This window comes from Legionella anisa (assembly GCF_001467525.1).
Taxonomy (GTDB): domain Bacteria; phylum Pseudomonadota; class Gammaproteobacteria; order Legionellales; family Legionellaceae; genus Legionella; species Legionella anisa.
In genome coordinates, this window is sequence record NZ_LNXS01000029.1 from 543419 (window position 1) to 557059 (window position 13641).

The window sequence follows — 13641 nt, forward strand, 5'->3', positions numbered from 1 at the left end:
TTTTATTTAAAGAGGAGTCGAACCTTGTTTTTGCTGTCACCTTCTAAATTTTTTGTGAATATCTAAGAGCTTAATTATTGTTGAATCCAATGCTGGAGTGCTACTACAGTTTCCTGATGTATTTGGAGTAACTGTTGATAAAGGGCTGTAGGATATAGTTCTGGATTGTTTTGAAAATGTTTTTCTAAGGCTTCGCATGCATAGCGCAAACGAAGAGTGCCGCAATAAAGCGAGCTGCTTTTCATTTTATGTGTTAGCTTATGAATTTCAATCAGATCTTGTTTTTCCCAAGCCTGAGCTGTTTTTATTAAATCCTTAGTATTTTCTTCGATAAAGAGATGCAGCATTTTTTTGAGTGTTTTTTCCGATCCCATATTATTGATTCCATGAGTACTATCAAATAATGGATATTCATTAAACGGGAGAATAGGCTCAACTTCTGCGGCAGGTACATCGTGGATTTGTACTTTGGAAGTACTGTATCGAGCCAGCAATGCCTGCAGCATACTGCTGCGCAGAGGTTTGGTAATCACTTGATTTATCCCTGCCTGTACACATTCATTTTCAACATCAGCTACCGCATGAGCTGTTAAACAAATGATAGGGGTCGGTGTGAGATTCTGGCTTTGTTCATACTGACGAAATTGTTTGGCTAAGTGTATCCCAGTGGTATCAGGTAGGCCAATATCACTTAAGATCCAATCGAAGGTATGTGATTGAAACAATTCCATTGCTCTAGTCCCTGTTGGTGCGGATAAAAATCGGATGCCAAGCTGTTGTAAAAGATTTTCTATCATCTTTAAGGCGATTGCATTATCTTCAATAAGCAGCACAAGAGGTGAGTCATGTGGTTTTTCTAAAATCAGGGTTTCAGAAGGAAGAGATGTTGACTCTTGGTGCGCTACAGGTTTTTCTACACATTGGACGGGAATGGTTAGCGTAAATGTGGTTCCTGCATGTACTGTGGAGTCGACGCGTATTTTGCCTTTTAAAAGCTGGGTATAACGCTTCACAATATGTAATCCCACACCATGACCTGAATAAATTCCTTGATGTGATGGGGTTGCCCGGTAAAAACGTTTGAAGATTTTGTCTTTATCCTTAGGCTTAATTCCAGGGCCGGTATCTTTGATAAAAAATTCCAGGAACATTTTTCCATGATGGTGTGATTTGGGCCTAACTCCAATTTCAATAAACCCTTTTTCAGTAAATTTAACTGCATTACCTAAAAGGTTTAATAAAATTCGATGAAGTTTTACTGTATCCGTAGTTATCCATTCAGGAGTAGTGCAATCAATACTCATTAATAAATCCAATTTTTTCAAAGTGATGGTTGGAAGCTCCAGATCGGCAATACTACGAATCAAATCATGGACATTGCAGGCTGTTTCATTGACTATGTTTTCTTGTTGGCTTCCAGCGGCGATAATATCGAGCACTCCGTTAAGCAGTGCCAAGAGTTGTTCCCCGCTTATATTGATCATATGAGCGTATTCTTTTTCTTGATTATTTTGAACTTTTCGTTCAAGAATGCTGGACATACCGATAATCCCGCTTAAAGGGGTACGAATATCATGGCTCATATTACGGATGAATTCATCTTTGGCAATGTTCGCTGCTTCTGCTTTCTCTTTCGCTTCTTTGAGTTCGGATTCAACTTTTTTTAGATAAGTAATGTTAATCGTATTGCCAAGAATGCCAATAATTTTTCCTGATTTGTCCAGAAAAGGTCTTTTAGTCGAAAGCAAAACTACTTCTTCACCTGATGGTAAAAGAGTGATTTCTTCGCGTGATAATTCAACATTCTTTTCAATCACTTCAAGGTCATTCGCGCGATAAACATCAGCGGTTTGCTTACCGAATAGTTCGTAATCTGTTTTACCAAGAACTTCACTCTCATCGCATTTATGAATAAATTTCATATGATGAAGACTTTGAACACATCGTTGATTCACACCGGACCAAACACCCTTTAGATCTTTCCAGTAGACATCTCCAGGCAAGACATCAAGCAGATTTTTTAATTGGGCGTATTGTGCTTCCAGCTGATTCATTTTATTTTGTAACGTATTAATTGTTTTTTCTAAATCGGCTATCAAGTTCGCACTGTTGGAAGTTTCATTTTTTCCCATTTTTTTCCATAATAAATTAAAATTCTTAATTTAGAGTATGTTGAACGCCCAAATCTAAAAAACATGAATTATCCTGTATTTTAAGACTGGGTCAATCGTGTTCACAGGCACAAAAACTAAAGAAATACCCTTTTATTTTTAAGCATAGCATAGGCTCTGTTTACAGACCCTAGATGGATGCAGGATTTTTATTGAATTAGTTGCACTTATAATCGATATCATGTTTTATTTGTATTCTGTTATAATGTGTGAAATTGAGTATTTGGTAATACCATGTTAACTCCTGACGGACATTGTGCTAAAAAAATTGAAAAAGTGATGCTGTTAGCATTATGGGCAAATACTCTAAGGGATGAAATTCAAGCTCAGGGTTTAACCGATACAAAAAAATTGATATTTGCAGGTCTTGGAAAGCCAACCTATCCTATTAATTCAAATACCATTGCCTCTTATCTTTCATATTGGCAAAAGTTAGATGATTTAACTAAAAAATGGAAAGTTGATCCGCACCAGGTTGAAGAGGATATTGCCATTGATTATGGAGATCCTCGAGGTGACTATGCGCCGCGAGCATTAATGGCTGATATTATGTCGCGTTGGTATGAGACAGAAATTAAACCGGAAAACATATTGTTTACTGTGGGTGGTATTGGGGCTTTGCGCGTATTATTTGAAACTTTTAATACGCATTTTGAAGAGGTTCCAGGATATCGAATTATTACTCCTTTTCCTTATTACAGTGTGTATTCCAACAACTCATTACATTGTTTGCATCCAATTCATGTGATGGACAAACCCGGATATAAACTCACGGCGCAAGCAACGAAAGAGAGTATTGAAGAGGCTTATGCTTTAGCTGAGATGGATCATGGTTGGCCTAAAGCCATATTAATTTGCAATCCATCAAATCCCCTGGGCAACATTATTGATGAAGACGAGTTAATAAAAATTGCTGAGGTTTTGCGTCAGTATCCTGATTTGTACATCATTTTTGATGAAGCTTATACCGAGATGAGTTTTTCAGATACGCCTTCTTTTTTAAAAATTGCTCCTGATCTAAAACAGCGAGTGATTGTCTTACGCTCAGCAACCAAGGCTTTGTCTGCAGCGGGTGAGCGAATGGCTGTACTTTTAGTGTTCGAATCAAGTTTAATGAATGAAATGCTCAATAAAAATATAAGCTATTTCATTCATGCACCGCGCTCAGCGCAAGCTGCCTATGCACAAACCATGGCGAATTTTGGGACTGAAGAAAAAAATAATATAGCGGCCTTCTATAAGAAAAAAGTGGATTATGTGGTTGCACGCTTAAAAAATATGGGTGCTGCAATGCCAGACCCCTTATATCGTGTAGAAGCTACTTTTTATGTTCTTGCTGATTTTAGTGATATGTTCGGTTTGCCTCTTCCTAAAGAGGCCGCGCGAGTTTTGCAGAAAACGGGTATTGTGGAGACGGATGAAGATCTCGCATATTATTTGTTGTTTAAAGACAACCTGATGGTTTCCCCTTTATCTTATTTTGGCTTGTCAAAACATGATGGTTTTATGCGCATTACCTGTAGTGGTCAAGAGAATGAACTACGGGATCTAATGGATAGGCTTGAGAGAAGGTTATTTGAGTCAAGAAAAAATATAAAAAACTTTTTCCTAGAGCGCATTAATCAAAGGCTCCCGGAATTAAAAAAAATAGATGTCCATATGTTTGATCTTATCTGTCAAAAACTGCAAGCAGGAAATAAGGACGAAGATACTTGTTTGAATTTAAAGTTAAAAAATCAGGCATTAAGAAAAATTAATGATACTATCGTCGATTTTTTTGCAATCATGAAGTTGGAGGAGGTATAACCCGGGTTTCGCTGCGCTGCACCCAGGCTACGTTTAGGACTATGAAAAGATTAACCCTGAATAAATTGCTTAATTGTAAGTGTTAACCGGCTAACTAATTCATCAATTTCTTCTTCATTAATGATCAGGGGTGGTAACAGCCTTACCACAGTATCTGCAGTAACGTTAAAGAGTATACCGTTAGAAAGTCCCAGTAAGCGAGCATCATTAGCGGGCCGGTCCAATTCAATACCAATCATGTAGCCCTTTCCTCGAATCCCTTTTACACCAGGATGCTCCCCGAGATTTTTGATTAATTTCTCCATTAAAAGGCCACTATTCTTTGTGACTTTTTCACAAATTTTGTCACGTTCTATAACTTCCAATACAGTTAGAGCTGTAGCACAAGCCAAGGGATTGCCGCCAAAAGTTGATCCATGATTCCCAGGTTTAAATAAATCGGTTGCCCTTTTACTCATCAGGCAAGCACCTATAGGAACACCATTGCCCAAACCTTTAGCTGTAGTAACCACATCAGGCTGAATGTCATAGTGCATATAGGTAAAAAGTTTTCCTGTACGACCGTTTCCTGTTTGGATTTCATCCAGAATAAGCATCCAGTCATGTTGCTCACAAAGTTTGGTCAGGGAACGCAGATAACTTTCTTCTGCTGCGTGAATTCCACCCTCTCCCTGAATTGGTTCAAGCATAATCGCAACAACATCTTCTCTATTCGCTGCAATAGTATGAATTGCGTCCAAATCATTAAATGGAGCGCGGATGAAGCCTGGCACCAAGGGTTCATATCCTGCTTGTACTTTTCGACTTCCCGATGCGGTTAAGGTTGCCATGGTACGACCATGAAAGGCTCTTTCCATAACAATAATTGAAGGCGTTTCAATTCCTTTTTTATGACCAAAAAGACGGGTCAACTTAATTGCTGCTTCATTGGCCTCAGCGCCTGAATTAGCAAAAAAAGCCTGCTCCATACCCGCCATGGTTGTCAGTTTTTCAGCAAGTAATTCTTGTTGTTTGATGTGAAAGGTGTTTGATGTATGGATTAGCTTGGCAGCTTGTTGTTGTATGGTTTTTGTCACATCCGGATGAGCGTGTCCTAATCCACACACTGCTATCCCACTTAAACCATCAAGATAGGCCTTGCCTTGCTCGTCATACAACCAAATTCCTTCTCCATGTGTAAAAGTTATTGGCATAGGATTGTAACTTGTAATTAAAGCCATAATGTTTTCCTTAAAACTGAAGGAGCTCCACTCAAAAAATACCTCTCCTTCTAATGGAGAGATAGGGGGTGGCCACATTATAGCCATAACTTTCTTTGCTACGCTATATGAGCGGAGAAATCCTCAGTAAAAAGAATTATTTTATTTCATATTGCTGGCTGCAAAATCCCAATTTACCAATTTCCAAAATGCAGAGATATAGTCAGGGCGTGCATTACGATAATCAATATAATAAGCGTGCTCCCATACATCACAAGTCAATAGTGCATTTAAGTCTTCAGTCATTGGAGTACCCGCATTGCTGGTGCTGATTATTTTTAAAGCACCTGTCTTATCCTGAACAAGCCAAGCCCAACCTGAACCAAAAGTAGATATTGCAGTTTGGGTAAATTGTTCTTTAAATTCGCTAAATGATCCAAAATGTTTGTTAATTGCGTCAGCTAATTTGCCTTTGGGCTCGCCGCCACCATTAGGACTGAGGCAGTGCCAGTAAAAGGTATGATTCCAAACTTGTGCGGCATTATTAAACATTCCGCCTTTGGATTTTTTAATAATCTCTTCCAGGTCCATGGATTCAAATTCGGTTCCAGGAATTAATTTATTTAAATTGTTAACGTAGGTCTGATGATGCTTGCCATAATGATACTCTAGTGTTTCACTAGAAATGTGGGGTTCTAATGCATTTTTAGCGTATGGTAACTCAGGCAGTGTAAATGTCATCCTAATCTCCTATTATTTTATTTTGTGGGGTAAGTTTAGCAGGAAGGACATGATATTCAATGAAGAATCCATAATACTCATACTAAAAAAGCAATTTTGCTGAGGGAAACCACAGGATCACTGCAATAAAAATCCATGTTTGTACTTAAGAGAATAATCTTTTAGCTGTAATTTTGCCTATTATTAGATCAAATGGGGCATAAGTTGGCTTTTAGACTCAGATCTGCTAATCTATTATGCTAAAATTTATTGGTTGCGGGCTTTACAGGTTTTCGCGATAATGAGTGATAATTAATTTATTATTTTAAGGTGTGTGAGTGGATACTTTAGAAAAGATTAAAAAGCAAATAGCAGAAAATGCCATTCTGCTTTATATGAAAGGCACGCCGAAGATGCCGCAATGTGGGTTTTCTGCACGTGCAGTGCAATGCATAGAATCTTGTGGCGTAGATTTTGCCTATGTAGATGTTCTTGCTAATCCTGATATTCGCCAAACATTACCCCAGTATTCTGATTGGCCTACTTTTCCGCAGCTCTATGTGAAAGGAGAGTTAATCGGGGGTTCTGATATCATTGCTGAATTATTCCAGCAAGGTGAGTTAGAAACGATGCTGCGTGATGCGATTGCCGCATAATATAATGAGTTAATATCATAATAATAACTATAATGATGGAGATCATAGAATGAGTGTATTAGTGGGACGAAAAGCTCCTGATTTTACCGTTGCAGCGGTTATGCCAAATGGTGAAATTATGGATAAGTTTAATTTACACGAGCACATAAAAGGTAAATATGGTCTCGTATTTTTTTATCCTCTAGATTTTACTTTTGTATGTCCCTCTGAGTTGATCGCTTTAGATCATCGCATTGATGAATTCAAAAGTCGTAACGTTGAAGTGGTTACTGTTTCTATTGATTCACACTTTACTCACAATGCCTACAGATGTACTCCAATTAATAAGGGTGGTATTGGTCCTGTTCGCTATACTATGGCGGCCGATCTGACTCATAGTATTTGTCAATCCTATGGAGTCGAGCATCCAGCTGCAGGTGTTGCATTCCGTGGCGCATTCATTATTGATACCAATGGTGTAGTTCGTTCACAAATTGTTAATGACTTGCCTATAGGCCGTAACATGGACGAAATTTTAAGAATTATTGATGCAGTTCAGCACTTTGAAGAAAATGGCGAGGTTTGTCCTGCTGGTTGGGAAAAAGGTAAAGCGGGAATGAAGGCATCTACAGAAGGTGTTGCTGCTTACCTATCAGAACATTCTGACGCATTGTAAAATTTAGCAACAGGTCACCGGTAGCCCGGGTGCAGCGGCAGCGAAACCCGGGTTCCGCTGCCGCTGCACCGAGGCTACCGGTGACCCATGTTGCCTCTCGGCGATATCTAAAACTAAGTATTTTCCTGCATAGTTTTCCACATGTTGGCCATATGACAAAATAAATCGGCGGTTTTTTCTGCGTCATAAATGGCGGAATGTGCTTCCTGAGCGTTAAAAGGAATTCCTGCTGCTTGCGCTGCTTTGGCTAATACAGTTTGCCCATATAAAAATCCACCTAATGTTGCTGTATCAAAGCAGGTAAACGCATGAAATGGGGATTTGATTCCAGTTCGTTTTATTGCTTCTTTGATAAACAATAAATCAAACCATGCATTATGGCCGACCAAAACAGCACGCTGACATTGAGTTTTTTTAAGTGCAGCAAAAATGGGACGAAACAAATTTTCCAAAGCATTTTTTTCATCTAAAGCAAAACGCAGTGGCTGGTAAGGATCAATTTGATTGAACTCCAGAGACTTTTGATCCAGCTCAGCTCCAGGAAAGGGCAAAATATGTTCGAAATGACTTTCTCCGCGATAAAGATTACCTTGTTTATCCATAAAAATTAATACAATGCACATTTCTAGTAATGCATTTTTATAAGGATCTACGCCCGCAGTTTCTACATCAACTACGACAGGTAAAAAACCACGAAATCGTTCTCTTAAATTCATATAAAATAAATTATCGTGCAGACTCATGAACGCTCCATTGAATGATTTCACCCGCAGCGATTGGAACAACGTGATTAGCGCCTAACGGCAGGAAGTTAGGTATCGTTTGTGGGGATTTAATTAATTCAATGCGTTGCTGATTGATGGGTAGCTGATAGAACTCCGCACCAAAATGACTGAGAAAATGGTTGAGTTGTTTTAATTGATTCAATTCATCAAATACTTGTGTATATAAAGCAAGCGCGAATGGTGCGGAATAAATTCCGGCACAGCCACAGGCACTTTCTTTTGTACTTACGATATGAGGTGCGCTATCTGTTCCGGCAAAAAACTTTGGATTACCGCTGCAAGCAGCATGTTGTAACGCTTTTTGATCTTTCTCATGCTTTAAAATAGGTAGACAATAATAATGAGGTCTAAGCCCGCCAACGAGTAATTTATTGCGATTATACAATAAATGATGGGGGGTAATTGTTGCCGCAACTGTTGCGGGGGCTTCTGCAACATATTCGACTGCAGATTGCGTTGATATATGTTCAAGAACTATTCTTAGCTTGGGAAAGTTTGTGACGATTGGTTTTAAATACTCATCAATAAATAAGGATTCGCGTTCAAAAATATCGCTATGTGTCACTTCTCCATGAATTTGGAGTACTAGGTTGTTATTTTGTAATACTTCAAAAAGGGGATAAAGATCTTTTAGCGATTTTGCGCCAGCTTCAGAGTTAGTTGTTGCGCCGGCTGGATAAAGTTTTGCTCCAAGAATATAAGAGGTATTTGCTGCTTGATGTAATTCTTCGGCGCTTACAGAATCATTTAAGTAAAAAGTCATATAGGGTTCAAAAGTATTGCCTTTGGGTAATGCAGTTAGAATCCTATTTCTGTACTCATTAATGGATGCTAATGTTGTTAGCGCTGGTTTAAGATTCGGCATCACTAATGCACGAGCAAAATGTTGTGCGCTGTCTGCCACCGTATGTTGTAACATCTCATTATCCCTAAGATGGACATGCCAATCATCGGGGCGATTAATCATTAGCGTTTGCATAATAAAGATTCCTGCATTTTTGCCGATAGCTAAGAATAACATGAAATAAGCCGCAGGAATGAATAAAAGATGGCATTTGTGGATCAGAAAGGACAATTTATAGCATGTATTGCGTTGAGTGCAGTACTTACAATGGACACAGGATACACAATGACCCAAGTTCATTTTGCAAATCCATTGGGTGCAAAAGGGTGGCGTGTAAGCCGTAACCTAATTCGTTGTGGGCTATCACTTACCATTCCTAATTATGGTATTGCATATTTCGAACAGTATGCAGCAAAACCACCGCATTTTATTCTACGTACATGGGATGAGGTACAACAATTTTTACCTGCAAAAATTATTGTAAAAACTCCCAACTGGAAAGCTGAAAAGCCTCCTATTCTAGTAGGCCAACTCATGGTCAAGCCAGGGGAGTATGGGATTTATCTAAGACGGGATGGTGCTTTAAAATTACTTACTTTTCTATCTCAAGGCTATGAACCAAGTTTCATTTATCGTGGGGAAACGGGATTTAATACAATGGTTTCATTGTCACCGGTTGGTTTTCAAAAGCCTTATTCTCGCTATCAAGAATGCCTTGGAAGTTTATTACCATTTGGTTATGAACAAGTTAGAGAAAGTATATTTCATTATAAAGAAGATAGCAGAGAATTAACTGATAAAGATAAAGAACAATTACGTCGTATTGCTCGATATGTAGATGCAGATGTTCAAATACAAGAAATACGGGTTGTTGGTTATGCTGATGCTAATGGCCGCAAAGGCTATAACAATGCGATATCTGAAGAAAGAGCGCGAATTGTTCAAAAATATTTACTAAGTCTCGGTGTACCTGAAGAAAAACTTTCTGTAACCTGGGTCGGTGAACTCTATCCTGTTGCTAGAAACGATACTGATGTAGGTCGGGCTGCAAATCGAAGAGTAGTGATTACATTAATAAAAAGATAGAGCGTAATTAAAGTAATGGAAGCGTTCTACGATTCATTAAAGCTTAAAAGAAGTTGTAAGTTTTAATAGATATTTAATGTTACTTCTCAGAGCATATTAGGGGCTGTTTACATTTCTACTATCTTGGCCAAACTGTCCTGATTTTCTGCGCTGCTATGCGCACATACCTTATGTATGCTGCGCTTCGGTACTCGAAAAATCAGGCCATTTTGACTCAAGCTAGCGAAATGTAAGGCAGACCCTATTCTTACACATCCAAAGAGCAGTGCCCACAAAACGTTTTTTCGCACGCTTAAATCAAAAGAATCGCCATCCTGCTCAAAAAAAATATTCATCGTACAAAAAAGGCATATCTATTTGAAAAATATTAATTTTTTTTTGCAAAATTTCTTGACTTATTCTATTCCACTGCTAATACTCACACTGTTGCATGCATCGACCCTGAAGCGACGAAGGCATGCTAATGACAACTCCTAGTAGAGAGTTATCAATTAAAGAGGAACTAATAATAATTTATGTGGAGACATAAGCATGTTAAGTTTAAAAAAAACCACTTTAGCAATTTTAGCTTTAGGTAGCAGTGCAGTATTTGCTGGCACCATGGGTCCAGTTTGCACTCCAGGTAACGTTACTGTTCCTTGCCCAGCTACTGGATGGAATATCGGCGGACAAGCATTAATTTTACAAACAATGACCGATAACGATATTTCATTGAATATCGCGAGTACTCCAACAGGTGTTGCAATTAACACTGAACTGGATGCGCAATGGAACTGGGGATTCCAGATTGAAGGTTCCTACCATTTCAATACCGGAAACGACATCAATGTGAATTGGTATCACTTGGATACAGGTTGGAATAATCATACATTCGTTCCTGCGTTTGATCCAGACACATTAATTGGTTTTGGTCACAAAAACAGATGGGATGCAGTGAACGGTGAGTTCGGTCAATTTGTTGACTTCAGCGCGAACAAGAAAATCCGTTTCCACGGCGGTTTCCAATTTGCTAGCATCAAGAGAAGTGTTCATGCGTTTGCAACAGACTTCGATGCTGGTATTCCTGACTTTACTGTAGGATTCCGAGGCGACACTCAGTATAACGGCTTTGGTCCACGTACTGGTATTGACATGAACTACGTATTTGGCAATGGTTTTGGAATTTATGCTAAAGCAGCTGCTGCAGTATTAGTTGGTTCGCAAAAGCATAATTACAATGTTGACTTCGTTGACCCAGATGGTTCTGTTCCTGTTCTTCCTACCATATTCACTGTTGATGTGAGTGGAACCAGAACATCAGTCGTTCCAGAGTTAGAAGCTAAGTTAGGTGCTAGCTATGCTTATCCAATAGCGCAAGGTGACTTAATTCTGGATGCTGGATACATGTGGTTCGACTACATCCATGCGTTGAACACAACTGTATTACCAGTAACTGCAACTGATTTCGCTGCTGCTGGTCCTTACTTTGGTCTGAAGTATATAGGAAACATTTAATTCGCTATCATTTTAAAAATTTAATCAATACTGTTGACTTTATAAGGGTCAGGTAAGATAATTGAGCAAGGTACGCTCTCGGTATAGAGCGAATATGCGTACCGTTGCTCAATTTAAAATTGGTAACGAACGGAAATAATAATAAAAAAGTGGAGATAAGCATGTTAAATTTGAAAAAAACAGCGTTAGCTGTTCTTGCTTTAGGTAGCAGTGCAGTATTCGCTGGTACCATGGGTCCAGTTTGCACCCCAGGTAACGTCACTGTTCCTTGCCCAGCTACTGGATGGAATATCGGCGGACAAGCATTAATTTTACAAACAATGACCGATAACGATATTTCATTGGATATCGCTTCTACTCCAACAGGTGTTGCGATTAACACTGAACTGGATGCACAATGGAACTGGGGATTCCAGATTGAAGGTTCTTACCATTTCAATACTGGAAACGACATTACTCTGACTTGGTATCACTTGGATACAGGTTGGAACAATCATACATTCGTTCCTTCATTTGATCCAGATACATTAATTGGTTTTGGTCATAAGAACAGATGGGATGCAGTGAACGGTGAGTTCGGTCAATTTGTTGACTTCAGTGCGAACAAGAAAATCCGTTTCCACGGCGGTTTCCAATTTGCTAGCATCAAGAGAAGTGTTCATGCGTTTGCAACAGACTTCGATGCTGGTATTCCTGACTTTACTGTAGGATTCAATGGCAGCACTCAGTACAACGGCTTTGGTCCACGTACTGGTATTGACATGAACTACGTATTTGGCAATGGTTTTGGAATTTATGCTAAAGCAGCTGCTGCAGTATTAGTTGGTTCGCAAAAGCATGGTTACAATGTTGGTTTCGTTGATCCAGATGATTCTGTTCCTGTTCTTCCTACTGTATTCACAGTTGATGTGAGTGGAACTAGAACATCAATCGTTCCAGAATTAGAAGCTAAGTTAGGTGCTAGCTATACTTACGCAATGGCGCAAGGTGATTTAACTCTGGATGCTGGATACATGTGGTTCGACTACATCCATGCGTTGAACACAACTGTATTACCAGTAACTTCAACTGACTTCGCTGCTGCTGGTCCTTACTTCGGTCTGAAGTATGTAGGAAATGTTTAATTTCTTAATTGATTAAGATCTTATGAAAGCCCGTCATTCATGATGGGCTTTTTTTTTCTAATGGAGTATTCATGTTTAAGAAAGCAACTATAGCTGTATTGGGATTGGCAGCAAGTATAGCTACTGCCGGAAGTATGGGGCCAGTTTGTACCCCAGGTAATGTTACCGTTCCATGTGCGACAAATCTCTGGGACTTCGGTGCGCAAGCACTCTATTTAAGATCGGTTTATGGTGCTGAGAAAGCATTTCAATTTGGTACAGCGCCTTTAAATAAAGAATTAAAAAATGACTGGAACTGGGGGTATTTTTTAGAAGGTTCCTACCATTTTAATACGAGAAATGATATTACTATCAACTGGATGCACTTCAGTACATCTGCAGGACCAACTGAGCTTTTTGGATCTTTAACTATCCCTGCAGCAAATGTTCCACTGATACCTGCTCCATTTGAATTCATTAACCGAAATAGAATCGATCAAGTTAACGTAGTGATGGGACAACATACTGATTTCAGTATAAGAAAAAAGATACGTTTCTACGCTGGTTTACAATATGCAAACATACAATCAACCGGGGATAATTATTATATAACAAGTATTGTTCCTTCACTTGCTAGTAACCCATTTAGCAAATTTGACAATACTGACTATAAAGGGATTGGACCGGTAGCTGGAATTAATTATGCATATTACATTACAGACTCATTAAGCGTTACTGCAAATGGAGGTGGCTCCATTCTCTATGGGACAAATCGTTATCACGCCGGTTTTGTCTTCACCCCACTTCACGCTATTGTTGAGCAAGTATCGTTACGCAAAAATGCTATTGTTCCAAGCTTGGAAGCAAAACTTGGTGTAAATTATGCCCATGCTACTCCTATAGGTCTTGCTAATATTCAAGTAGGTTACCAAGTGGTCAATTATTTTCATGTATTGGAAGAGCAAATACTCCCTAATTTATTTGGTCCCGTTCGCGCAGTAGATTATGGTGTTTATGGTCCATACTTTGGTTTGAAGTTAATCAGCAACGCATAATCAACCGTCATATCTCTGTTTTTTAAGCCCATACCTTGCTATGGGCTTTTTTTATACAAATAAGGTT

At 38.9% G+C, this 13641-nt stretch carries 12 protein-coding genes; 7 read left to right on the plus strand and 5 right to left on the minus strand.

Annotated elements, in window-relative coordinates; all coding sequences use genetic code 11:
- Window positions 1-74 precede the first annotated feature (74 nt).
- On the minus strand, window positions 75-2132 hold the full coding sequence (locus tag Lani_RS11525; protein ID WP_019232717.1) for an ATP-binding protein: 2058 nt from the start codon (window positions 2130-2132) through the stop codon (window positions 75-77).
- Window positions 2133-2405: 273 nt separating this feature from the next.
- Between Lani_RS11525 and Lani_RS11530 the strand changes: the two genes are divergently transcribed.
- Window positions 2406-3977, plus strand: a complete 1572-nt coding sequence (locus Lani_RS11530; protein WP_019232718.1) for a pyridoxal phosphate-dependent aminotransferase — start codon at window positions 2406-2408, stop codon at window positions 3975-3977.
- Window positions 3978-4027: 50 nt separating this feature from the next.
- On the opposite strand, the gene Lani_RS11535 is transcribed toward Lani_RS11530, so the two are convergent.
- Window positions 4028-5197 carry an aspartate aminotransferase family protein gene (locus Lani_RS11535; RefSeq protein ID WP_040522162.1) on the minus strand — a complete coding sequence of 390 codons (1170 nt, stop codon included), beginning with the start codon at window positions 5195-5197 and terminating at the stop codon, window positions 4028-4030.
- 141 nt (window positions 5198-5338) lie between these two features.
- Window positions 5339-5917: a superoxide dismutase [Fe] gene (gene sodB, locus Lani_RS11540; protein WP_019232720.1), complete on the minus strand. Its 579-nt coding sequence runs from the start codon at window positions 5915-5917 to the stop codon at window positions 5339-5341.
- A 317-nt stretch (window positions 5918-6234) separates the two neighbouring features.
- Between sodB and grxD the strand changes: the two genes are divergently transcribed.
- Window positions 6235-6552 (plus strand): Grx4 family monothiol glutaredoxin, encoded by a 318-nt coding sequence (gene grxD, locus Lani_RS11545; protein WP_019232721.1) that lies wholly within the window; start codon window positions 6235-6237, stop codon window positions 6550-6552.
- A gap of 49 nt (window positions 6553-6601) precedes the next feature.
- Entirely contained in the window at window positions 6602-7207 is a 606-nt protein-coding gene (locus Lani_RS11550; protein WP_019232722.1) for a peroxiredoxin, read from the plus strand.
- Between the two features lie 113 nt (window positions 7208-7320).
- Here Lani_RS11550 and rnt read toward each other — a convergent pair whose 3' ends face one another.
- Both rnt and pyrC read right to left on the minus strand, forming a co-directional pair.
- On the minus strand, window positions 7321-7950 hold the full coding sequence (gene rnt / locus Lani_RS11555; protein WP_019232723.1) for a ribonuclease T: 630 nt from the start codon (window positions 7948-7950) through the stop codon (window positions 7321-7323).
- On the minus strand, window positions 7934-8971 hold the full coding sequence (gene pyrC, locus Lani_RS11560) for a dihydroorotase (protein ID WP_019232724.1): 1038 nt from the start codon (window positions 8969-8971) through the stop codon (window positions 7934-7936). The genes rnt and pyrC overlap by 17 nt, the downstream gene beginning before the upstream one ends.
- A 69-nt stretch (window positions 8972-9040) precedes the next feature.
- Between pyrC and Lani_RS11565 the strand changes: the two genes are divergently transcribed.
- The 4 genes from Lani_RS11565 (at window position 9041) to Lani_RS11585 (ending at window position 13574) form a co-directional block, all read left to right on the plus strand.
- The gene (locus Lani_RS11565; RefSeq protein WP_019232725.1) at window positions 9041-9922 is read left to right on the plus strand and encodes a flagellar protein MotY; all 882 of its coding nucleotides are present in this window, start codon (window positions 9041-9043) and stop codon (window positions 9920-9922) included.
- A gap of 531 nt (window positions 9923-10453) precedes the next feature.
- Window positions 10454-11416 (plus strand): Lpg1974 family pore-forming outer membrane protein, encoded by a 963-nt coding sequence (locus tag Lani_RS11575; protein WP_058388550.1) that lies wholly within the window; start codon window positions 10454-10456, stop codon window positions 11414-11416.
- A gap of 161 nt (window positions 11417-11577) precedes the next feature.
- Window positions 11578-12540: an Lpg1974 family pore-forming outer membrane protein gene (locus Lani_RS11580; protein WP_019232728.1), complete on the plus strand. Its 963-nt coding sequence runs from the start codon at window positions 11578-11580 to the stop codon at window positions 12538-12540.
- A 71-nt stretch (window positions 12541-12611) separates the two neighbouring features.
- Window positions 12612-13574 carry an Lpg1974 family pore-forming outer membrane protein gene (locus Lani_RS11585; RefSeq protein ID WP_019232729.1) on the plus strand — a complete coding sequence of 321 codons (963 nt, stop codon included), beginning with the start codon at window positions 12612-12614 and terminating at the stop codon, window positions 13572-13574.
- The last annotated feature ends 67 nt before the right edge of the window (window positions 13575-13641 follow it).

Coding starts and splice junctions, on each gene's coding strand:
- Lani_RS11525 (WP_019232717.1), bottom strand. CDS start 2,132: ATGGGAAAAAATGAAACTTCCAACAGTGCGAACTTGATAGCCGATTTA.
- Lani_RS11530 (WP_019232718.1), top strand. CDS start 2,406: ATGTTAACTCCTGACGGACATTGTGCTAAAAAAATTGAAAAAGTGATG.
- Lani_RS11535 (WP_040522162.1), bottom strand. CDS start 5,197: ATGGCTTTAATTACAAGTTACAATCCTATGCCAATAACTTTTACACAT.
- sodB (WP_019232720.1), bottom strand. CDS start 5,917: ATGACATTTACACTGCCTGAGTTACCATACGCTAAAAATGCATTAGAA.
- Lani_RS11550 (WP_019232722.1), top strand. CDS start 6,602: ATGAGTGTATTAGTGGGACGAAAAGCTCCTGATTTTACCGTTGCAGCG.
- rnt (WP_019232723.1), bottom strand. CDS start 7,950: ATGAGTCTGCACGATAATTTATTTTATATGAATTTAAGAGAACGATTT.
- pyrC (WP_019232724.1), bottom strand. CDS start 8,971: ATGCAAACGCTAATGATTAATCGCCCCGATGATTGGCATGTCCATCTT.
- Lani_RS11565 (WP_019232725.1), top strand. CDS start 9,041: ATGGCATTTGTGGATCAGAAAGGACAATTTATAGCATGTATTGCGTTG.
- Lani_RS11575 (WP_058388550.1), top strand. CDS start 10,454: ATGTTAAGTTTAAAAAAAACCACTTTAGCAATTTTAGCTTTAGGTAGC.
- Lani_RS11580 (WP_019232728.1), top strand. CDS start 11,578: ATGTTAAATTTGAAAAAAACAGCGTTAGCTGTTCTTGCTTTAGGTAGC.
- Lani_RS11585 (WP_019232729.1), top strand. CDS start 12,612: ATGTTTAAGAAAGCAACTATAGCTGTATTGGGATTGGCAGCAAGTATA.